Source organism: Vibrio astriarenae (genome assembly GCF_010587385.1).
In the GTDB taxonomy this organism is placed as follows: domain Bacteria; phylum Pseudomonadota; class Gammaproteobacteria; order Enterobacterales; family Vibrionaceae; genus Vibrio; species Vibrio astriarenae.
In genome coordinates, this window is sequence record NZ_CP047476.1 from 815,248 (window position 1) to 837,025 (window position 21,778).

Annotated in this window: 17 protein-coding genes; 3 read left to right on the forward strand and 14 right to left on the reverse strand. The window is 40.8% G+C overall.

All coding sequences use genetic code 11. The features are described from left to right. Positions 1-2 precede the first annotated feature (2 nt). The 7 genes from pduL to pduA form a co-directional block, all read right to left on the reverse strand. Positions 3-641 (reverse strand): phosphate propanoyltransferase, encoded by a 639-nt coding sequence (pduL, locus tag GT360_RS18005; RefSeq protein ID WP_164650338.1) that lies wholly within the window; start codon positions 639-641, stop codon positions 3-5. Next, on the reverse strand, positions 638-1,123 hold the full coding sequence (locus GT360_RS22025; protein ID WP_164650339.1) for a BMC domain-containing protein: 486 nt from the start codon (positions 1,121-1,123) through the stop codon (positions 638-640). Before GT360_RS22025 ends, pduL begins: the two co-directional genes overlap by 4 nt. Before the next feature lie 81 nt (positions 1,124-1,204). Next, on the reverse strand, positions 1,205-2,032 hold the full coding sequence (locus GT360_RS18015) for an MIP/aquaporin family protein (RefSeq protein ID WP_164650340.1): 828 nt from the start codon (positions 2,030-2,032) through the stop codon (positions 1,205-1,207). 15 nt (positions 2,033-2,047) lie between these two features. Further along, positions 2,048-2,962 (reverse strand): glycyl-radical enzyme activating protein, encoded by a 915-nt coding sequence (locus GT360_RS18020; RefSeq protein ID WP_164650341.1) that lies wholly within the window; start codon positions 2,960-2,962, stop codon positions 2,048-2,050. 87 nt (positions 2,963-3,049) lie between these two features. Continuing rightward, positions 3,050-5,569: a glycyl radical protein gene (locus GT360_RS18025; RefSeq protein WP_164650342.1), complete on the reverse strand. Its 2,520-nt coding sequence runs from the start codon at positions 5,567-5,569 to the stop codon at positions 3,050-3,052. Positions 5,570-5,589: 20 nt separating this feature from the next. Further along, positions 5,590-6,420, reverse strand: a complete 831-nt coding sequence (pduB, locus tag GT360_RS18030; RefSeq protein WP_164650343.1) for a propanediol utilization microcompartment protein PduB — start codon at positions 6,418-6,420, stop codon at positions 5,590-5,592. A gap of 12 nt (positions 6,421-6,432) precedes the next feature. Next, a complete protein-coding gene (gene pduA / locus GT360_RS18035) occupies positions 6,433-6,726 on the reverse strand; it encodes a propanediol utilization microcompartment protein PduA (RefSeq protein ID WP_164650344.1) in 294 nt (97 codons plus the stop codon). A 554-nt stretch (positions 6,727-7,280) separates the two neighbouring features. Between pduA and GT360_RS18040 the strand changes: the two genes are divergently transcribed. Next, entirely contained in the window at positions 7,281-8,168 is an 888-nt protein-coding gene (locus tag GT360_RS18040) for a PocR ligand-binding domain-containing protein (RefSeq protein WP_164650345.1), read from the forward strand. A gap of 300 nt (positions 8,169-8,468) precedes the next feature. Here GT360_RS18040 and GT360_RS18045 read toward each other — a convergent pair whose 3' ends face one another. From GT360_RS18045 to GT360_RS18055, 3 genes are all read right to left on the reverse strand, one after another. Continuing rightward, entirely contained in the window at positions 8,469-9,794 is a 1,326-nt protein-coding gene (locus GT360_RS18045; protein WP_164650346.1) for a glycoside-pentoside-hexuronide (GPH):cation symporter, read from the reverse strand. A gap of 183 nt (positions 9,795-9,977) precedes the next feature. Continuing rightward, the gene (locus GT360_RS18050; RefSeq protein WP_164650347.1) at positions 9,978-10,796 is read right to left on the reverse strand and encodes a DUF1961 family protein; all 819 of its coding nucleotides are present in this window, start codon (positions 10,794-10,796) and stop codon (positions 9,978-9,980) included. 253 nt (positions 10,797-11,049) lie between these two features. Then, the gene (locus GT360_RS18055; RefSeq protein ID WP_164650348.1) at positions 11,050-12,270 is read right to left on the reverse strand and encodes a heparin lyase I family protein; all 1,221 of its coding nucleotides are present in this window, start codon (positions 12,268-12,270) and stop codon (positions 11,050-11,052) included. A gap of 1,014 nt (positions 12,271-13,284) precedes the next feature. Between GT360_RS18055 and GT360_RS18060 the strand changes: the two genes are divergently transcribed. Then, complete coding sequence (locus GT360_RS18060; RefSeq protein ID WP_164650349.1) at positions 13,285-14,505, forward strand: alginate lyase family protein; 1,221 nt, start codon at positions 13,285-13,287, stop codon at positions 14,503-14,505. Between the two features lie 113 nt (positions 14,506-14,618). Further along, entirely contained in the window at positions 14,619-15,878 is a 1,260-nt protein-coding gene (locus GT360_RS18065) for an alginate lyase family protein (RefSeq protein ID WP_164650350.1), read from the forward strand. A gap of 101 nt (positions 15,879-15,979) precedes the next feature. Here GT360_RS18065 and GT360_RS18070 read toward each other — a convergent pair whose 3' ends face one another. The 4 genes from GT360_RS18070 to GT360_RS18085 all read right to left on the reverse strand — a co-directional run bounded on the left by GT360_RS18070 (position 15,980) and on the right by GT360_RS18085 (position 21,734). Further along, the gene (locus tag GT360_RS18070; protein WP_164650351.1) at positions 15,980-17,038 is read right to left on the reverse strand and encodes a LacI family DNA-binding transcriptional regulator; all 1,059 of its coding nucleotides are present in this window, start codon (positions 17,036-17,038) and stop codon (positions 15,980-15,982) included. Positions 17,039-17,573: 535 nt separating this feature from the next. Further along, positions 17,574-19,055, reverse strand: a complete 1,482-nt coding sequence (locus GT360_RS18075; protein WP_164650352.1) for a sulfatase — start codon at positions 19,053-19,055, stop codon at positions 17,574-17,576. Between the two features lie 238 nt (positions 19,056-19,293). Further along, entirely contained in the window at positions 19,294-19,965 is a 672-nt protein-coding gene (locus GT360_RS18080) for an oligogalacturonate-specific porin KdgM family protein (RefSeq protein ID WP_164650353.1), read from the reverse strand. Between the two features lie 50 nt (positions 19,966-20,015). After that, positions 20,016-21,734: a glycoside hydrolase family 43 protein gene (locus GT360_RS18085; RefSeq protein ID WP_204274600.1), complete on the reverse strand. Its 1,719-nt coding sequence runs from the start codon at positions 21,732-21,734 to the stop codon at positions 20,016-20,018. Positions 21,735-21,778: the final 44 nt, after the last annotated feature.

Genomic DNA, 21,778 nt, shown 5'->3' on the forward strand with positions numbered 1-21,778 from the left:
CGTTACTTCGGCTTATTAAATACAATCTTTCCGCAGTCATCTGAACCTTTCAATCCTGCAGCGTTCGCTTCATCTGTATCTAAGTGCATTTCGAGCACTAATGAAGGATCGACTCGAACAATAACGTCTTTAAACAATACGGCTCTCTCTGGCTCACCAGCCATCACATCCACCGTTTGTAAATCTTCTAAACCAAAAAGCAAAGCATCAAGAGTGTTCATGTGAATATGGCGCTTAGCGATAATTACGCCTTTGCTGAGATTTATCGCCCCAAACTTACTAATGATTTCAATCCCCGGTGAACCCTCCAAGTCGCCAGACATTCGAACAGGCGCGCTAACCCCTAACTCTCTCGCTTGAGTGGCTGAAACTTCTACCTGGCTATAAGAGCGCAGTGGTCCAAGAATACGTACCTTTTCAATTTGACCTTTCGGCCCTTTCAAGGTCACAGTTTGAGTCGCAGCAAAGTGTCCTGGCTGTACCAAAGACTTGGCGACACCAATCTGTTCACCGGGAAATAGTTGAGCAAAGTCAGACTGAGACAAATGAACATGGCGGTTAGAGATGCCAATCGGAATATCTCGATGGCGCAGGCTCTCTACAACCTGCGAAGTAATCAGCTCAACATCAATCGTGCTCATGCTTTACTCCCTTCTTTATCTTCGACAGCGGCTACCGATGCTGATGAAGAGCTCGTGGCTCTCTTCGGTCTAGACTTGGTCGTCGCTGTTGGTTTAGATGCTTGAGGTTTTGCTGAAGTACTGTTTTGTGCCGCTGAGGTTTTAGGCTTCGCGGTTGAACGATTCGGTTTTTTAGTGCTCTCAGGAGCAGTGAGAGCCTCATAAACTTTCAATGGATTCCAAAGCGAACTTAACCCGTCTGCTGGGCGAGCAATCACCTTATGGCTCACCAAACCTTGTTGCTGCTGCGCTAAAGCGGCACCTGATTCTACTGCTGCTGTCACTGAGCCAACATCACCCGAGATTTTTATCAAAATCCAGCCAGACCCATTCGTTCTTTCCAGCCCCAGAATTTCAATATTGGCAGACTTAGCCATCACATCCGCAACTGTAACCGCCAATGCAAGGCCCGCTACTTCAACCATTCCAAATGAGTTTTTCATTGTGTTTACCTATTACTTATTTATTTTCCATCGAGCAATACAGGTTGGGTAGGGATATTGCCTACCCAACTTCGTGCTCTGTTATGCTGTATCTACTCTTTCATTTTCTGATACAGGATCATCGTCTGCTTTTTCAGCAGGTTTACAGGAATACAACGCCGCGCCAGCACAGGCACCAAGGATTGGCGCTGCAATAGGGATGATGAAATATGGAATTGCGTGACCGCCCGTGAAGGCAATCTCCCCCCAACCACTCATGGCGGTAAATACCTTCGGACCAAAGTCACGTGCCGGGTTCATAGCAAACCCAGTCAACGGCGCAGTTGCTGCTCCAATAACCGCAACGAGTAAGCCAATGAGTAGCGGCGCTAGAGGCCCTCGAGGTAAACCATTTCCATCATCGGTGAGAGCCATAATCAGCAGCATCAATATCGCAGTAATCACAAACTCAACAATGGCAGCTTGGAAGATACTAATATCTGCATGAGGATAGGTACTGAAAAGACTTGCCAGCCCTAAACTCGCTTCACTGCCTCGAGTGATTCCATTTGCCATTTCATAAACATCGAATAAATTGTGATAGATGAGGAAAGCCAATCCTGCGCCCGCAAATGCTCCTGCTGTTTGGGCTGCGATATAGGGCAAAACCTTGTTTTTATCAAAATTGGCAAAGCGCCAAAGTGCAATCGTAACGGCGGGGTTAAGATGTGCGCCGGAAACACCGGCACTTAGGTATATCCCGAGCGCAAAAGCGACACCCCATACAATACAGATTTCCCAAAGGCTGAAGTTCATACCAGCGAGCACCGACGCCGCTAAGCAACTGACGCCAAAGAAAATGACGATACCAAGTCCCAAGAACTCAGAGACACATTGGTGAAATAGTGTTTTATCTTTAAGTAGATTCATATTCGTTTCCTTTATTTACCCACCAATGACACACTCGATACCAACTGATTCAACAATCTTTTTATATCTATCTACTTCTTTGTTTGGTGGGGTTTTAAATCCATCACAATAATAATCAACACCTAATAAATTATATTTGCTTTGCCCAAAGTTATGATATGGAAGCAAGTGTAGCCTTGCTACGTTATCCATATGAGTTGCAAACATTGCGATTGCTTTAATACTTTGCTCGTCACTATTAAAGTTTGGAATAAGCGGAACTCTTACCGAAACTTGTTTAGCTAATTTGGAGATAGTTAAAGCATTTGCAAGAACAACATCATTTGGTAAGCCTGTGTATTTTTCGTGCTGATTTCGATAAAAGGTTTTAATATCAAGAAGTACCACATCCAATAAAGGGATAATCCGATTCAAGACTTCATTACTCGCAATACCTGTTGTTTCCATTGCGGTGTGAAGGCCACGACTTTTTGCCTCTTTAAGTAGAGCTTCGACAAAATCTGGCTGAGCTAATGGTTCTCCTCCAGAAAGCGTCAGCCCACCATTGGAACGACGATAATGAACTTCATCTTTGCACACCTCATCAAGCACTTCTTTCACTGTCATTGTTTTACCCGACAGCGTTAACGCTCCTGTTGGACAAATCTCTGTGCATGTGCCACAACCAACACATTTTTGGTGATCGATACGACTGCGAGTTTCCAAGCTAATCGCTTGTTGCGGACAAGATGCCGCGCATTTACCACAACCGATACACTTTTCTTTTTCAAAAAAAACCGATGGCTTAAATTTTTGTGACTCTGGGTTACTGCACCACTTACAAGATAAATAACACCCTTTCAGAAATACGATCGTTCTTATTCCTGGACCATCGTGTAACGAAAACTTTTGGATATTAAATACAGTACCTTGAGTGTGACTAGCTAACATAGGATAACCTTCTACAACTTGACTTTGGACGCCTCCACATACAGGTATAATTCGAAGAATTCAGCCTGTATGTGGAGTATTGAGGGTTTAAAACATATGTTCTGTACGCTCAATAATGTCGTCTTGGATACTCTTATCCAAAGAGATGAACTGAGCACTGTAACCAGCGATTCGAATCACGAGATCGCGGTAGTTCTCTGGTTCTTCCTGAGCTTTGACTAAGGTGTCTCGATTGACCACGTTAAACTGTACGTGCATGCCCTTATGATCAAAGTAACTTCGGATAAGTGCGCCCATGTTACTTAAACCAGATTCGCCTTGTAGTGCGGAAGGGTGGAACTTCTGATTGTATAAAGTACCGTTTGACGCGAGGAAGTGATCCAATTTTGCAACAGAGTTCGTCGCTGCGGTCGGACCACTGCGGTCCATGCCACGGCTTGGCGAAACACCATCAGCCAATGGCTCACCCGCCATACGTCCATCCGGTGTCGCACCGACAGCTGTACCCATAAGCACGTTAATAGAGGCAGGATAGAGACCCGCCTGGAACGAACCTCCACGAGGGTTGGTGTATTTTTCAACCTCTCGACAGTAGATAGCTGAACCCTCACGTGTGAGCAAGTCCACTTCATCGATGTCATTACCAAATTTAGGCGCATCAATCAGCATTTGGCGTACAGAGGTTGAGTTTCTGTTTTGCGTCAACGCGACAACATCGCGCTTAATCGCATCCTTGTTGATGAGCGAAGCCGTTGTGGTCTCAGCGAGGACTTTCTTAACCGCATCCATAACCATATCGTATGCTGGGTCGTCATTAGCCGACGGCGCTGCTAGGCTGTCACCTTCAAAGTTACTATCAAGTGCCTGTTTCAATTGCGCTAAAGAAAGCTTACCCTCGTCAAAAACGAGTTTCTTGATAGCGGCCATTGAATCGCCAACGTTCGCAGCACCCACTCCTTGCGGTCCACTAAAGTTGTAGTGCGCACCACCTTCTTGCAGTGACTTACCATCACCTATGCAGTCATCAACCATACATGACAGGAACGGCAATGGCGCGCGCTCAGCATGTGCAATGTCCACACAGTTATCCGCTGTGATTAAGTGGAATACAAAGTACTCTGCTTGCTTGCGGTATGCTTCCATCACCTCATCAAAAGACGTAAACTCTGTCAATTGAGGTGTTACTGGGCCTAATTGTTGACCAGCAACCTGACCACCATTAAGTGAAATTTCCAGCAGTTTCCCTAGATTAAAGAAAGCTGAGTCATGCCATCCTTCGGTTTTGCCCGGGCATTGAGGCTCAACACAACCAATAATCCCATACTGGCGTGCATCTTGTAATGTTAGGCCACGGTTGACTAGTGCTGTAACAATCACTTCATCGTTATAGAACGCCGGAACACCAAGTCCCAAGCGGCTCAGCTCACATGCCTTAAGTAAGAACTGGTCTGGCGTTTTTGACCAAACACGGACAGAGAACGAAGGCTGAGGTAAACGAACGTGTGCTGTGGCTTCCATACACATGTATGACAAGGTATTGGTCGCATCTTCACCCTTGCTATCCTGACCACCCACTATAAGGTTTTGGAACATTGGATACCCACCAAAGGCATTGGTTGATACCTCATCACGCACTTTGTTGATATCATTCAACTTCACCCAGATGCAGTCGATAAGCTCCTGTGCATCCTCTGACGAAATCTGCTTATCCATCTCAAAGTACGGGTTCATGTATTGGTCGAAACGAGTTGGTGAAATCGAGTGACCATTTGACTCCAAACCAATCATTAGATGAACAAACCAGAATGACTGACATGCTTCGTAGAAGTTACTGGCACCCTGCTCTGGCACGCGACGGCAAGTTTCAGCAATTTTTAACAGTTCAGCTTTACGAGTACCAATCGCTGATTGCGCCAACTCTTCGGCTTTAACCGCATAACGGTGAGCAAACTGAATAGCAGCATTACAAGAGATAATCACCCCTTTGTAGAACTGCTCTTGCTTGATGTAGTTAGGGTCGGTTTTGTCCGCCGCTATCATATGTTCCGCAACTTCTTTGATGATGCCTTGATAGCCAACTTTCAGTACTTTGGCATAATCGACTGAAATATGACCAACACCATTCATGTAATAGTTACCAACCGTGAATACACCCGCATCCATACATGCCTGAGTTTCATTAGACATATAAGAAGTTGCTAATTCACTGGTTGTTTTTCCCTGCCAGTATGGGAAAACCTCACGAAGTTGCTGTTTAGACTGCTCCGAAATTTGGAACGAGTCACCACTGCGCTGTCCGACACGTTCAAATTCATCTTCAATCCATGTGTTAGAAAACTCAGGGTAGATCTGCGAAGAACGCGGTTCGATCGTTGCACTACCAACCACAAGCTCACCATCACGGATCACAACAGGTAGCTCTAATAAGATACGCTCGAACGCCTTAGCACGACGAATGATCGCTGGTTGACCTTCCGTTTCTTTGTATGAAGCAGTAATCGACATTGCACGTGCGGTTTCAATACATGGTACCGCATCTAATATTTGATTTCGTAGTGACTCTACACGATTGGTAGGCTCACTAAATCCTTGGGATACAGGTTTCATTGTTTTTATCCTTCTGCGGCCTAGATATAGGGTTTAGTGGCTGATGGCGCTGGGCCTGCCATTGTTTCAAGCAAACTCACACCGGTGTCTCTAGCTGTTGAAACAGCCTGTCGCACCGCACCAGAGTCCCCAGAAATAACCAAGATAGCTTCGTTAGAGAAACTTGTGCCGTTTGAAGGTGAACTGTACGCGACGGTGTTAACATTGGCCGCTTTCAAGGCACTGTCTGCCATCAACACACCAATTGATGCTGGAGCACCAACGATAACACCGCAAGCACGACCTAAAGGTGCACCAAACGCTTTCTCTAGCGCGTAGCTGGCGCGAGCACTGTATTGAAGTTCAATATGCCCAGCATCATTGGCATAAACATCACCAAATGTTCTATCCAACTGGCTTAGTGCAACCTCTACCGCTCGCTTCACATCAGAGACATCAGAGCCACCAAAGATAATCAATGAACCGTGACCTGCCCCACCCTTCGTATCGCGAGCCAGCTCGATTTTTACCACTTCAGTATTGGTTGCTTTTACGGCTTCATCTGCAGCTAAAATATGAGGGCCAGCGCCTGTTCGAGCGCCTAAAATACCGATTGAACGATACTTCTTATCGAGGTCCATCACGTCTAAAAGCTGATTGTCGACATTAGCAATAACCAGTCCGATAGTGTCGCCAATCGCTGTACCAACAAACTCTGTCATTGCACTTTTTTTATTGCCTCGGGAATAACCCGGAACAACATCGGGAACAACGTTGGCTGTCTCAACCGGAACCATCACCGTTTCCCCGTGTTCACCAACTTTCTCCAACACATCAGAGATAATTTGATCTACTGTCGTAATTGTCGTCATAGCGCATCTTCCTTAAGCAACGGTTGCAGGAAGAGCAGCAGGTAAAACAGCTTCAACATCAGTATGCGGACGAGGAATAACGTGAGTAGCAATCACTTCACCAACATTACTCGCAGCGCAAGCACCTGCATCTGTTGCGGCTTTAACTGCTCCAACATCACCACGTACAACCACAGTAATTAAACCCGACCCGATTTTTTCATATCCGACTAATTGAACGTTCGCTGATTTGACCATTGTGTCAGCTGCTTCAATTGCTGCTGTCAAACCACGTGTTTCTACCATTCCTAACGCTTCTTGTTGCATGAGATTCACCTCGTCTCAGTAATTAATAAACAGCTTTATATCAATAACCAAGCTTGCTCTAGAACCCATGAAATAATAAAATCATCATCAGTAGATTTATTTCACGTTAACATCAGAACCGACATGACCTATCGCTTGGTTGGTGATTATATTAGCGCCTACCAATCAAACAATGTTGCTCTCCACATAAAATAAACAACAATAATCTATCTTTAATGAGCAAATATTTTGTATTTACAATGCACCTAGACTCTCCGGCACTGGGGTTTTGATAGCAATATATTGCCAATATTGAAACATTTAAAAATCCGAACTTTGTTAAACAGATCAAATTTAAAATTCAATCACGAAACAATTGTTAATATTTTAATCTTAAAAATAAAAAGCTATTGCTACAGAAAAGCAATATAGTTTTATAGCATGGACTATGAGTTAAAAAATTTTGGCATAACGACTTGAAGATGAGTCACAAGTCAAACATTTAAATGAGTCCAAATGCTAGAGTATTTCTGGTCTATCACCGCTCCAAACTAACAGGTGCTAAGGAGAACAAGATGATATCGAGTGATGCAATCAAAGAGATCGCTTATGACTTTGCTATGGCAACTGGGTTTGCAGTGCTTGTCGTCGATCTTGATGGTAATGAGATATCACCACGGTTCAATTTTACGCCTTTATGCAAACATGTAAGAACAAAAGATGCACTGTTTGAGATTTGCAAACGATGCGATCGAGTCGGAGGACTCACCGCGCTGCAACAAAAAGAAACCACATTCTATCGATGCCACATGGGGTTAGTGGACTTTTCAATTCCATTGATTGTTGGAGGTAACCTACTTGGTTTTGTTCAATGTGGACAGGCAAAAATCACTGACACACAGCAAATTCCGCTTATTACCCAACACAAATACGATAGGCACCACAACAACGAAATCCAGCGTATGTACGATGACCTGCCAAGCGTACGCTTACAAAAGATGCAGTCGTCATCCAGTATTTTAAAAGCGTTGATTGATAATTATCTTCCAAGCAAACTTATCACCGATCCTGAACTCACTAACAGCGAAGTCTCTATTGCTCGCCCGTCATCAAAAAATCAATTGCGTATCGAGCAATCCATTGAATTTATCGAAAGAAACTTGTCAGCACCGCTCACTTTAGATTGCGTGGCTCACCATGTTGATTTAAGCCCATTCTATTTTAGCCGTTTGTTTAAGGACCACCTTCAGGTTGGCTTTAACCACTACCTCAATAAGCAGAGAATCTCAAAATCGAAGCAATTACTCGCCAACAACAACAAACCTATCAGTGACATTGCTCGAAGTGTTGGTTTTAACAATACCAGCTACTTCATTCGTCAATTTAAAAAGCAGTGTGAGCTAACGCCTTTAGAGTTTAGAAACAACCACTCTCATGTCAGCGCAAAAATTCTTGAGTTCTAACTTAAGCAAACTCGTTTTTAAGAGCATACAATGAGCTCACTGGGTTACTGGAAAACTTCGAATTTGATAGAAGTTGTACATTGTATAGGTCGATTTGTTTACTTGTTCTAGTGGCTAACATTGAGATTTGAACTCAACTTTGGTGAGGAGGGTTTCTACTAATTGTTGATAGGCTACTACAATCGGCAACGGCCGCACTAACTCAATAATGGGCTGTTGCCAGTTAACGTGGAAAATCGGATTATATCAATACATAAAATTTGTTGAGTATGACACCTTTATATACCGATAGCTTGGGTGTCAATTTAGACTCTCTTTTACTTCTTTAACTCGCTTCTCAGTCAATGGGTAGAAATTGACCATAGCCGCCACAGTGATAAAAATAACACCAGGAATTAGGGTATATAACGCGTTAATCATTGTTAGAGCACTACTAGACTGAACCTCTGCACCACCTACATACCCACCGAAGGCTAACAACCAACCCAGCATGGCCCCACCTAGTGCAACACCAAATTTTATGGAAAACAAATTGGTAGAAAACACAACGCCACCTAGAGATCGCCCTGACAGATGTTTTTCATAATCTACCACGTCAGACATCATACTCCATAGGAACGGACTTGCTGCCATTTTCAAAAAGTTAACAATGATCATCAAAGCAATGAGTAAATTAATTTGATTATGTGGTATGAAGAACATCAATACTGCAAACATACCCATAAGATAGTTAATAACCTGATAAGATTTAACTTTATCTAGCTTCCCAAATAAAGGTATCGCACACATAGCGCCTAAAACACCGGCTAATTTACCCAAAACCATAAATAGAGTCACTAAATCGGGTCTCTCTAAAAAGCTCACGACGTAATATATAATGACTGCATCTTTGAGTACAAAACCAACCAACATGATGATATTCTGAATAAATAGAACTCTCCATGCAGGGTTTTTTGACAGGTGTTTGAGATCATCTTTTAAATTGCCACTTTTGGTTTGTCTAACATCATGCTTTTCTTTAACATTGAAGAAACAAAACAGGAATAAAACAACAGAGAGGCTAGACATTACCGACATTGCACCGATATACCCTAAACGCAAGTCACCACCACCGATGTAATCTACAAGCTTCATAGCAAGGACAACAATCACTAAGCCAGCAACGGAAGTCATGGTGAATCGATATGACTGCAAACTCGTTCTTTCGTTTGAGTCACTAGAAAGCGTATTTGCCATCGCGCAGTAAGGGACATTGATCATTGTATACATCAAAGTAAGGAATATATATGAACTGTATGCATATATTAGTTTTCCTGTTTCTCCAAAATCTGGCGTATAGAAAACTAAAATACATGAAATACCAAAAGGTATAGCAACCCACAATAAGTATGGGCGATACCGGCCAAACTTTGACTTTGTCCTATCTGCGAGAGAACCAATAAGAGGATCTGTTATCGCGTCAAGAATTCTAACAATTAAAAACATCGTCCCCATATGGGCTGGGGACAAACCGAATACATCAGTGTAAAAAAAAGCCAAAAAGAGCATAACGGTTTGCCATACAAATGCACAACCTGCATCCCCTGCACCATATGCTATTTTCTCTCTTACCTTTAATCTTTCCATTAAAGCATCCTTGGGTATAATTGAACAGAAGGTAACCATAGTAAATTGAGCTGAAGTTTGGTATTGACGTTAGACAATACCAAACCATATATTTTTTTGATTAACACAGGCGACATTATAAATGGAACTAATATAAGATTCCGCCTCTCTAGTGTTAATTACAAATTAAGCACCAAAAATAGATTAATTTGAAGCTAGAGTTGATACTGAAAAATTCTCATACATTGCTTTCCGAGTAAACATATGACGAATGCCAATTCTTCCCTCTTTTAGGTCTGGGTGACTACTCGTCGGCCATTCAAAAACGTTAGTATCATGTTCATTGGACACTTCCATCCACAAATTGTCACCGTATTTAATAATTGTGACTTGATTTGGTACATTCGGCGCAAAGAAACCAGTATCTGAGTAGTCCCCTTCAAGAGCTGTCCCTGATAACCCCTTACCCATTTCAGGCATATAGCGACGCGCTCGAATATAATCTTTAGGCGTTTCTTCATCTTCTAGACCGTAAGCGGCATAACTAATATGATAAGCATTCATATTATCAAAATAGTGACGCATATATGGTTCTTTACGTAATTCCTTCCACTCGTATATATCTTCAGAAAACCCATTATGGTCTAAACCTGTTGCATACAAATAGAATACGTTAACAAATTTTGTTGCATCGTCTAACCGGGTATAAGTGAAGTCTATTCTAAGGTCACCAGAAAAAACCTCCTTTGTCCACGCTACAAAATGATGAGTATGGTTTCCTGCTTCTGGACCGGCAGAAATGATCATACCATTCGGGGTATTTTCTACATATCCAACTTCTCCATCTGTAAACCAATTTTTTTCCCAATTATCAGTGCCGGGGTCATGTAGTACTCTCTGCCAGTTTTGACTTTTCGCAATGGCAAATTCACTCTCTATATTTTCTCCGGCATATAGTGATACGCTAGTAAACAAACCAATTGTTAACACAATATCAGTTAAATTTCGTAATCTATTACTCATAAATAGCACTTTTTACCCTCAATAATTAACATACAGACATAACAATCAAATCTACGACATAATAGGATTGCGTAGGAGTGCAAACCATTTGCCCCATACCTTTGCTCAAAAAATTGTGAGATTAGGTATAGATTTATTGTTTTATAGATCGAATGGAGTGGCTAAAAACTATCAAGTTGAAAATTTATTACTAGCATATATAACATTCGAAGTAATAAATTCTCACCTTAAATATACACACATAATTTCATCGCTAACGAGGCATAACAGATTGTAAAGTTTTCCCTATTCTCATATCTCCAAAATAGGTACTAGCATCATAATTACACGATGCTCGATTATAAACCCCCCATTTCGGATATACGAATTGACCATCACCCGTACGATGAAACGCTATCTTTCCGTCATCAGAAAGTTTAACTTGGTATTCCTTAAATTGCGTATTTTCAAGAACTTGTTGTTCACCATTGTACCAAAACTGTACTATTCCACCGAAGTCTGCACGATCTACTTTAATTCTTACGACAAAGTCTACCCACTCATCTTGTGGTATTTGTTGACGCCATAGAACGGTGCGTCTTTGTGATGGCCATCCACTACCGTCGTAGCTTGGACCAAATGCATTTAGAGTAAGAGTGCCATCATACTCCATGTTCAAAGGGTAGTTTTGGTCATGTGGCGCAGCTGATTTCCACTGAAAAACAGTCACTTCATCCGTAATTTCGCTCGCGTCTTCCGTGCTTATTTTCCATCTCCAGCCAATGTAGATATCATCGCCATCTTTTGCAGAGTAATTGTTAACTTCACCCTCAGCTCTCGCAAACTCTGCTCTTTTTCGCATCAGTGGCTTGTTTAATTTCCAAACCATACCGTATTGTGGGTCATGAATCGCACTAGCGCTAGAAGCTTTCACTCCTTCTTCATCCCCAACTTCCCAACAATAGTCTTGAGGATAATTACCAGGATCTAACCTTTTGAACGAATCTTCAACAATTGAACTAATTTCAGGGTTTGCAGCCCAAATAACTTCTCCAGCAACTGTACTTAACTCTTGTTCTCTTTCAGTAGTCGCTTTGTATGCTGTAATATCGAGATCACTATTGCTACACTCAGTTAAATCCAAAGTCTCTTGATCTGCAACATGAAATTTACAATTGATCTCGTCGCCACCAGATGAGAAAGTTAACGTTCCTTTTGATTTGCTATTTCCATCTAATGATATTGAGTATTTTGATGTTTTGAAATATATCTCATCACCTTGTTGCCAAAAGGTACTCAATTGATGACCATCACTATCAAAATAATAAGAAACTGCAGTCGCGATGCTAGTACTTGCTAGTGACTCTGAGCCTAAATCCCAATAAATATTTTCTATATCATAGTTTCCATCCACAACATCAACTTTATCGCTCTCATTACATCCAACAATAGAAATTGAAGTTAAAATGGCGAGTGTTAAATATTTACACCTCATAATACTGTTTCCTCAGTTACGTATCCAGTTTATACTCATTAAACAATGCTCACTTAACCAACTTATTCCAACCTTCCCAAGATTAAAATTTCACCATAAAAATAAATCTTGATTCCAAAATTGAAAGTCGAAATTAATTGATAGAACTCATGCCTTACGTGACAGAAATTCGTTCAGTTTTCTTACATTTACAACAGAAAATATACACGGCGACAATTTAGTGGTACAGTCAATCTTTGCCCACTAGAAGAATTAATTTTGCACATAGATAAATTACTACTGCTGCAAAAATCCATCTAAAGCACTGAATTTATTGGTTCTAGTTGCCAACTAACCAATACGATGAAACATTCCAACACAAATGAAATAGTGTCATATTTTTGAATCTGCACACATATTTGACTAAGAAGCTTGTTAATATCAAATGTGGTTACGCTCACAAATACCATGGTTGTTCTCTGGATAAGCAACAGCGAGGCCACAGCTATCCAATAAGACTCTGCGAATTCAATCCGGGTCCGTAAGTAGTCTTATCAAGGCTGTTATTTAGTTGGGACAGATTACCGCCTATGAGACACGTTCTCTTCAGTTTCGTTAGAAGATAAGTGCGAACGAAAATTAAACCTATCGCGATGCGGTGGGAAACCCAAACTCAGAAATTACAATGTTAAGGTTTGAGAGACCCACTCAATGATCAACACACTGAACAAGCTCGCTGGCGATATAATTAAAAATCAATATGTTGCTTACTAATCAGGGCTCAATGTGTCAACTATGCCCTTTTCCAAAGTCAAGCAACACAGCCTCACTGTTCTATCAACAATTGTATATTACAAAAACCTAGAACCACGGAACCAGGATCACGTGACACGTTTCATTTCTATGCAACATTTCATGGTTGGGGTTTTGCTCACAGTCATAATTTAGTTAAAAAAGCATAATTAACATTATTTGTTAACTCGTTTTTGTCAAAACAAGTATTAATACATTACTTTTGTAGCAAGGGACTTAATCATGAAAATAAGTAAAACCAGACACCTATTAACAATGGCAATATTTTTATCATCTGGGAGTGCCCTATCTTTGGAGTTGCCCGAATTTACGTTTTATGATTCAAATAGGATAAATTCGATAAATCATAATATTACTGCAGATGAAGGTAAATTTAGATATGCATTAGAAACTGTCATATCTAAAGCTGACAAAGCTCTAGATAGCAAAGTTGAATCAGTGATAGACAAACCCGGGCCAGCTCCTAGTGGTGACATGCATGACTACTTAAGTATATCTCCATATTTTTGGCCTGATAGTGATAAAGAAGACGGTATGCCATGGTTATATAGAGATGGCAAAATTAACCCTTTAACACGTGGCAGTAACACTGACCAAGTAAAAGCAGCTAGATTCCTAAACAATATGGGGGACCTTTTTGTAGCTTATCTTCATACAGATGATGATAGGTACAGTCAAAAAATGTTGGACTACATTAACACTTGGATAGTCAATCCAGATACCAGAATGAACCCCAACTTAAGCTATGCTCAGGGTATACCTGGCAGAAACGATGGGAGTTGCTTTGGTATCATCGAGTGGAAAAACATCAACAATTTAATCAGTAGTGTTGAAATCCTCAAACACAGAAATAAACTTGACGACCACTCTATTGACATCATCGATCTTTGGTTTTCGGATTACTTAGACTGGCTAGTTTCCAGCGATTTGGGCCGAGAGGAAAAGACTCGGTTAAATAATCATGGCTCATGGTATGACTACCAGGTGATTGGGCTACAACTGTACTTGAACAGAAATTCAGATGCCGAAAAACAATTGGATTTTACAAAGTTTAGAATCGGGCAGCAGTTTAGCATTGATGGCATGCAGCATAATGAAGTGACTAGAACAAAATCCATTTCGTACAGCTCCATGAACCTATCGGCTTTAATCCAAATCGCCTACATGGCTCAAAAAGTCGATGTTGACCTTTGGAACTGGACTTACCTTGGTGATGACGGTATTCGTTTAGAAAAAGGCATTAGCTACTTATATCCCTATATCCTAGATCCGAGTTCATGGGAATATCAACAAATCAACATGCCCATCGACAAAGCCATATCAACAATAACAACACCGGTGATATATAAAGCAATGCAAACAAAACACGACCTCAATGTTCCAGATGACGTAAAGAAAATTGTCTATAAGAATATAGATGCTAGAACAATTTTACTTTACTAGTTAACAATTAAATTCTTAACATACACTATCACAAGTTGATAGTGTATTGCTAATAATTCTGCCAGTTAGGTATTAATTAAAGCATAATATAACCCACCATATAGAGGTAAATTATGAACGCACACATATCATTTCCATTTAAAAAGATTGGTTATGCACTATCTATTAGCTTCTGCTGCTTAAGTGCCACTCATACCATGGCAAACACTAGTCATGAAACAACACCACTGATCTATTTAGATGAAAGTCGACTCGAAATCTCCAAAGAGAAAATAAAATCCAATGATTTATTATATAAAAATGCCCTCAAAGGGTTAAGAAGCCAGGCCAAGGTTGAATTAAAAAGAGAAATAGACCCTGTAACAAATAAAGTTTACATTCCAGCCAGTGGTGACATCCACGACTATCATTCCATTAGTCCTTATTTTTGGCCTGATCCTGATAAAGAAGATGGGTTACCATGGGTCTATCGTGATGGTCAGATAAACCCTGCGACTAGGGGCCCTGAAACTGACCAAATAAGATTTAAAACGATGTTAACATCGCTTAATGCATTAAATCTCGCTTACTATTTTACCGGAAATAAAAAGTATAGTAAAAAATCGGCAGACATTGTTAGAGCATGGATTATCAACGACGATACTAAGGTTAATCCTAATATTAATCATGGGCAAGCTATACCAGGTAAAGAAGATGGTACAAACTTCGGCGTAATTGAATGGACTGATATAGGAAAGCTAGTGACAACTATCCAGCTTCTAGAAAGGGACAGAATATGGACAACCTATGAAAAACAAGCTTTGCAACAGTGGCTCAATGAGTATCATGACTGGTTGACCACAAGTGAATTTGGCATGCTGCAGGACACAAGACAGAACAACCACGCGACAAACTACGACTATCAAGTTGTTGGCCTTCAGATATATCTCAACAAACGTGACGAAGCTGCGACTCGAGTTGAGAATGCAAAATTTAAGCGTATCGCGGTTCAAATAGCATCTGATGGTAGTCAACCTCATGAGCTAGAACGCACAAAATCAGTTAATTACACAGTCAACAATCTTTGGGCATTGGCCAGAGTTGCTGACTTGGGAAACCGTTTTCTTGATATCGATCTTTGGAGCTACGAATCAGGTGAAGGGTCAAGCTTGAAAAAGGGCTACGATTTTGTCGTCCCCTACATTCTTGGCGAAAAGGAGTGGCACTGGGAACAAATCACCGGTGGCGGCGCTGAGCAACAGTTAAAAAACCTAGCAACTCCTATGTTCCGAAGAACCGAGTTATTGCTAGGCGAAGAAATTTTCTACAACGTTAGCGACAGCTTTGGTTTCGAAAAATTCGATGACTATGACATTCTCGTTTACGCGCCATAAATTTAAGATTTCCAATTAATTTGACATATCATTTGAAAAATAAAGGCCTGCTCATAAGCAGGCCCTCTCAACAGCTAAGTTCGCCATTACGACTATACAGATTAACCATTGATATCAATGACTGTATCTCTTTCTACCACTGTAACGGGAATAGTAGTGCGATTACCGATACCATTTGATTCGTTTGATAATCTCACTAACTTCATTATGGCTGCATTAGCCAACATAGAATAGTCTACACTAAGCGTCGTTAGACGAGGGTGGACAAATGAAGTAAGGCTCAGGTTATCAAAGCCTACTACAGAAATATCTTCTGGCACGCTGATGTCAGCATGAGCGAGAGCACTAATAAAAGAAAAGGCTATCATGTCACAAATACAGAACACGGCTGTACAGTCCTTGAATGCCCCCTGCTCTACTAATTTCGGAAGAATTTCCTTTGCTCCAAAATCTCCTGGTGATGTTACACGGTCACCTTTTTGATATTTACTCAAGTCAATCGTTGATTCTTCGCGGTCAAGCTCGATACCAGATAAAGAGAAAGCCCTAAAAAACCCATCTGTTCTCTGATAAGTAGAGTGACGGTCATTTGATGTAATAATCTTTACGTTCCTATGCCCTTTCTCAATTAAGTATGAGCCAGCCATCAACCCCCCGAGTTCATAATCAGGATGAATACTTGGGATCTTCATCTCTTTATCGAGGCCGTTTAATAACAGTGTTGGTAAGCTTGATTGCTTAAGAGCCTCTGACAAGTTACCAAAAGGTTCACCCAACACCAACATAGCATCGCTATCTTTCATTGAGCGAGCCAAAACACTCGATGAAAAATCCTTGTTATAAAGGACTATATTGACCTTTATACTCAACTTCTCAAGCTCAGAACGCACTGAATGAATTATCTGATCATAAAAAGAGCTCGCATTGGCTAAATGATCCAAACAATAAAAAGAAACCGCTTTTAAAGGCAAAGGTATTTCTATCTTGGCTGCCTTGTGAACATATCCCGCTTGTTCCGCAATTTCGCGAACATGCTTCATAACATCATCTCTAACCAACTCACTCCCATTCAATGCTCGTGATACTGTCGTCTTTGAAACGCCAGCTAACGAAGCGATATGATCTAAAGTTGGATTTTTTACTTTTTTAGTCTTTTGCAAAATACCGTTCCAAACAAAAATACGATGCTATAGGTTCTTTTAAAACTCTATTTCGGATGAGTCAAGTTGTAAGCGCAATAGTCATAACTAGACCACATTTACTTAACTAAACGGATGAAAATTTTCCTAGTTGCCTACTCATAACTCAGTTTAAGATTTCTACAAGACAGGCACATTAACGAATGTGTTCACGAATGTGTTCACGAATGTGTTCACGAATGCGGTCGCTGCCACTCAATACTGAAAAGGATGACAATGACTGACTCACACAATCCCGGCCCAGTGTTTGAAAAACACTCAACGCTTGTTAGCCTCGAAAATTGTCACGTATTTTATGGACGGTACCAATGAGAGAAACAGTGCGTGTAAACCGTCTAAACTCTGAGGCTACACGCACTGGGTTTATCGATGAAAGGGAGTTTAACAATTAATTGTCCAGAGGAAGAACGGACTCTAAAGTTGTATCAATTTTCATATGGTCCTCATGTAACGAACATATGACGCTTTCACTCTTCAACCCAAAGCTGAAATGTGACTACTCAAGTTCCAATACCTGTCGTGCCTCTTCAGTTAACTTGGTAAAATATTCATTACCTTTATGACCTGAATACGGCGTCCAAGTCGCGTGCTCAGTCGGTAAATGGGCTTGCAACCGTTTCTTAACGTCATCATAAGCAGGATCTAGAGCGAGATTTTTCCATTCGTTTTCATCATTTGAGTGGTCATACAATTCTTCAGAACCATCCTCATAACGAATGTAACGATAACGCTCATCTTTCAATGCATGATTATTTGGACCATAGGTTGTCAATGACGGATATGGCCAATCCAAGTTAGGGTCAGCGATCAAGCTTGAAAGATCGTTACCACCAATAGTATGGTTTTTAGGTAATCCGGCTAAACTAACCATTGTTGGATAAATATCCATTAGGTTAACCGGCTTACTTACAGTTTGTTTTTTCGCATTCTTCGCTGGTTTGATAATCAACGGAGTACGAGTCGACCTTTCCCATAAATCCCCTTTTGAGAATCTGCCTTTTTCACCAAGGTGATAACCATGATCGCCCCATAATACAATGGCGGTATTGTCAGCGTATTCACTATTTTCTAAAGCATCTAACACGGTGCCGATACAAGAATCGACAAATGTGATACTCGCTAGATAAGCTTGAATGATATTTTTCCATTGATCATTTTCCTGAACCCACTCCATTGTAGGCATAGATGGCCAGTAACTAATCTGCTTGGCAATCTCTGGAACATCATCCAAATCCGAAGCGAGATAAGGAGGCGTAACCAACTCATCAACAGGGTGCATGTCGAACCATTTTTGAGGTACGTGCCATGGAACGTGTGGTCGCAAGAATCCACCGACCAAAAAGAACGGTTTGTCATGATTCATACTTAACTGCTCTTTTAGCCACTGTGCAGCTTCATAATCAGGCATCATTTCGTCTCTTTCAGGAAATGGTCCCCAGTCTGTTTGGGTGCCCTTTTTATCCCAGTTCATTTTTTTGTCTGGTTTTGGGCCAAAACCGCCTTTGCCGCCACCACGACCACCATAAACATCGAAACTACCTGGTGCTGCACCTTGGTGGAATATTTTACCAATACCTGCAGTATAATAACCGTGCATTTTAAAGTACTGGCTCATGAAAACTGAGTTAGCTGCAACATCACTAGCCAATCTAATTTTGTCATCTTCTATATGCATGTATATGCCCGTTTCTGACGGCGTATGACCGGTCAAAATCGCAGTTCGCGAAGGTCCACATAAAGGGGCGGGTGCCTGTGCATTTTCGAATAGTGTTGCCTCAGATGCTAATCTTGAAATATTTGGCGTCTTGGTATTTGGATGTCCACTCATTGGCTCTATCCAATCATTGAGGTCATCAACTACAAACATTAGAACGTTAGAATACTCTTTTTTGAGCTCTTTCAACCAAGCTTCACTTGGAAGGGCAGCAGCAGCAGCAACTCCAGCAGCACCAAATAGAAAGTTTCTTCTAGTTACCATTTATTTATCCTTTAAAAACCCAAACCGTGACTCTAATTTTGATAAATATCTAGATTTCACTATAGATATCAAAGTTAAAATTTTTTGCATCACACTTTCAACAAGCTAGTAAATTGGAAAAAAAACAATTTAATATCAATCTAATTCGAGGTTAGACAAACATTATACAATGAAACATTAAGATATAGTGTTCGCTAACCTCGGGACAATTAAATTTCTAAATTAAAACAACCGTTCATTAGAAACTGTATGTAAATCCAACGCGTGATCTCAATTGTCTCGCGTCTGAGTTTTTATTTACCAAAACATCACTAAACTCTACGTAAGGACGGATACTCCATTGTTTCAAGTTGTAACCTAAGTAGTAATTGAGTTCGTAGTTTGTATCCTTGTTATCATAAAGATCTTGACCATCATAACCTTTATAAAGGTTACCATAGACATATGTGACTAACTTTTCACCATTATAACCAAAGTGAGCCGTAATCTGACCCATTTGCTCACTATTACCATCCGTAAACTCCCTGAAATTATGACGATATCTCAACTTCGCCATCATTCTATTATCTGCCTGATAGTGTACGTGGAATTGAGGTTTGTATGTTGTTGCAGTTTTACCGAATGTAGTTAAAAATCCAGGATTCAATCTCCAGTTCTTGTTCAAACGTTTATTGTAACCGTATGCCACATCTACGATTAGAATCGACATATCATCGAAAGGCAAACCGTTGGCAGTAGGGTTGATATATACTGAGTGGGGACCAAATGCTGCTCCGAGATTAAACTTTGTTCTCCAAACATCATCTTTATGAAAATACTCATTCTTATAGTCAAAAAAAGCTGCGGATGCGGATGCACTAACTAACAAACCTAACGGCAATGCCAAAAGTGTTTTCTTCGATAAACCCATTTCAATTACTCCATGTTATAACGATATATTTAATTTGAATTCAAATAAATCTAATTGCTTCTATCAATTTCTTTCCATGACTTAGACTTAGGTCCATCGTAGTTATATTTAAACCACTCAATATCTATGTGACCATCATCTTGCAAATCATTCCAGGTAAAGAATCCGAGTCGATCCCCAGTCCAGTTACCAAACTCCAATTTAAACGTCGGACCAAATCTAATGAATTCCACACCATCATGGCTATATTCAAAATAAGCATCAAAACCTATATTTGTAGCTCTAATAAACAATGAATCTGACTGGTATTCTTCACCAATTAATGTTTCACCATATTCATTCATATAGAAAAGATTCTTCTTCCCTACAGAATCGACCTTAATACCTATTAGATTGGATCGCCCTCCAAACCTAACAAAACCGCCAGATTGATTCGGAGCCATATTGGTGATATCAAACTTGGCCTCAGCAACCCCAACCGTTGTACCCATAATGCGCTGACTCAACGTATTGCTCGCACGCCAAAACGGTGATTTTGACCCGTCATCTGTCGTCCATTGGTTAATGGTAGGGCCCACGTTGTCAGCGGCAGGTAATAACTTACTTGCTTTGAGTCTTAACTTTCGTTCACTTGTCAAAAGACTCCAATGACTATCTCTTGGGTTGTGATTCCACTCCCATTGATGACCGAGGTGTTCTCCAGAGAAATCATCAGAAGTCTCTGGAGCATCAACTTCGCAACCTGCAACAGGCTTTCTGTAGTTTTTTACTGGCTCCCCAATGCCATCTCCATCCTCGTCAATACCAATGAGTGGCCATCCATCTTCCCAAGTCACTGGCTCTAAACATTGAACTCGTCCTTGAAATGGATCGTCATCATTCTGAACCAATTGATGCATATACCACCAAGAATCATCAGGTGCTTGGACTAATGCGCCTTGGCTAGCACTACGCTCACCAAAGTGACTGCCTTTTTGCAATACAATCTTCTTTTCATAAGGACCAGATATGCTTTGCTCTGATCTTAGAACTAACTGTTTACGATCGTTCTTGGGATTTTTGTACCCTAGCTTTGTTGAGTTGTCTCCAATAGTCCACTGTGAAATAAAGATGTACCAAACCCCATCAATCTTGTAGATTTTTGCAGCCTCAGCACCAATCCCTGTATGAATGAGCTTCCCATCGTCTAATATCGTCAAACCATCCCAACTCATTTCATAAAGTCTATTTTCATTTTCTTCAGACTCATCACCAGGTTGTTTTTGCAAGCTACCAGTATTAACGATTAAATAAGCTTTCCCCGTTTCATGGTCCCAATAAACCGCTGGGTCATCCATCACCTTTTCTTTTGGAAGAAGAATGGTAGGTTCGCTCCAAGGACCTTCAATATTCTTTGCCGTAGTTACCATTAGCCCATGTTTATAATCAACTTGGTAGATGTACCACGTACCATCGTTATATGCTAAATCACCAGCCCATACACCAAATGAATAGCCATTCATTCTGTCCCAGTTATATTCTGGAGCCCATGATAAGGAGTTGAATCCAAACCCGACATGTGACCAATTAACTAAATCATTAGACTTCATTATCGGCATACCAGGACACATGTGTTGCTTCGATGTGATCATATAGTAGGTATCCCCTACTCTTTCGATATCTGAGTCAGGATAATCAGCATTTAATACAGGGTTGGTATAAGTACCATCTCCTTGATCACCCCAAGAGCCAGTTTCACCTTTTATATTGACAGCGACTTTATTAACCACTTCACTCTCCAAAGTTCTTGTAATTTCTTCTAATTAATTCATTT

Bases quoted from the DNA above. Each gene is read 5' to 3' on its own strand.
- GT360_RS18045 (WP_164650346.1), bottom strand. From the start codon at position 9,794: ATGGAAAGATTAAAGGTAAGAGAGAAAATAGCATATGGTGCAGGGGAT.
- pduB (WP_164650343.1), bottom strand. From the start codon at position 6,420: ATGACGACAATTACGACAGTAGATCAAATTATCTCTGATGTGTTGGAG.
- GT360_RS18015 (WP_164650340.1), bottom strand. From the start codon at position 2,032: ATGAATCTACTTAAAGATAAAACACTATTTCACCAATGTGTCTCTGAG.
- pduA (WP_164650344.1), bottom strand. From the start codon at position 6,726: ATGCAACAAGAAGCGTTAGGAATGGTAGAAACACGTGGTTTGACAGCA.
- GT360_RS18020 (WP_164650341.1), bottom strand. From the start codon at position 2,962: ATGTTAGCTAGTCACACTCAAGGTACTGTATTTAATATCCAAAAGTTT.
- GT360_RS18060 (WP_164650349.1), top strand. From the start codon at position 13,285: ATGAAAATAAGTAAAACCAGACACCTATTAACAATGGCAATATTTTTA.
- pduL (WP_164650338.1), bottom strand. From the start codon at position 641: ATGAGCACGATTGATGTTGAGCTGATTACTTCGCAGGTTGTAGAGAGC.
- GT360_RS18050 (WP_164650347.1), bottom strand. From the start codon at position 10,796: ATGAGTAATAGATTACGAAATTTAACTGATATTGTGTTAACAATTGGT.
- GT360_RS18075 (WP_164650352.1), bottom strand. From the start codon at position 19,055: ATGGTAACTAGAAGAAACTTTCTATTTGGTGCTGCTGGAGTTGCTGCT.
- GT360_RS18040 (WP_164650345.1), top strand. From the start codon at position 7,281: ATGATATCGAGTGATGCAATCAAAGAGATCGCTTATGACTTTGCTATG.
- GT360_RS18080 (WP_164650353.1), bottom strand. From the start codon at position 19,965: ATGGGTTTATCGAAGAAAACACTTTTGGCATTGCCGTTAGGTTTGTTA.
- GT360_RS18065 (WP_164650350.1), top strand. From the start codon at position 14,619: ATGAACGCACACATATCATTTCCATTTAAAAAGATTGGTTATGCACTA.
- GT360_RS18055 (WP_164650348.1), bottom strand. From the start codon at position 12,270: ATGAGGTGTAAATATTTAACACTCGCCATTTTAACTTCAATTTCTATT.
- GT360_RS22025 (WP_164650339.1), bottom strand. From the start codon at position 1,123: ATGAAAAACTCATTTGGAATGGTTGAAGTAGCGGGCCTTGCATTGGCG.
- GT360_RS18025 (WP_164650342.1), bottom strand. From the start codon at position 5,569: ATGAAACCTGTATCCCAAGGATTTAGTGAGCCTACCAATCGTGTAGAG.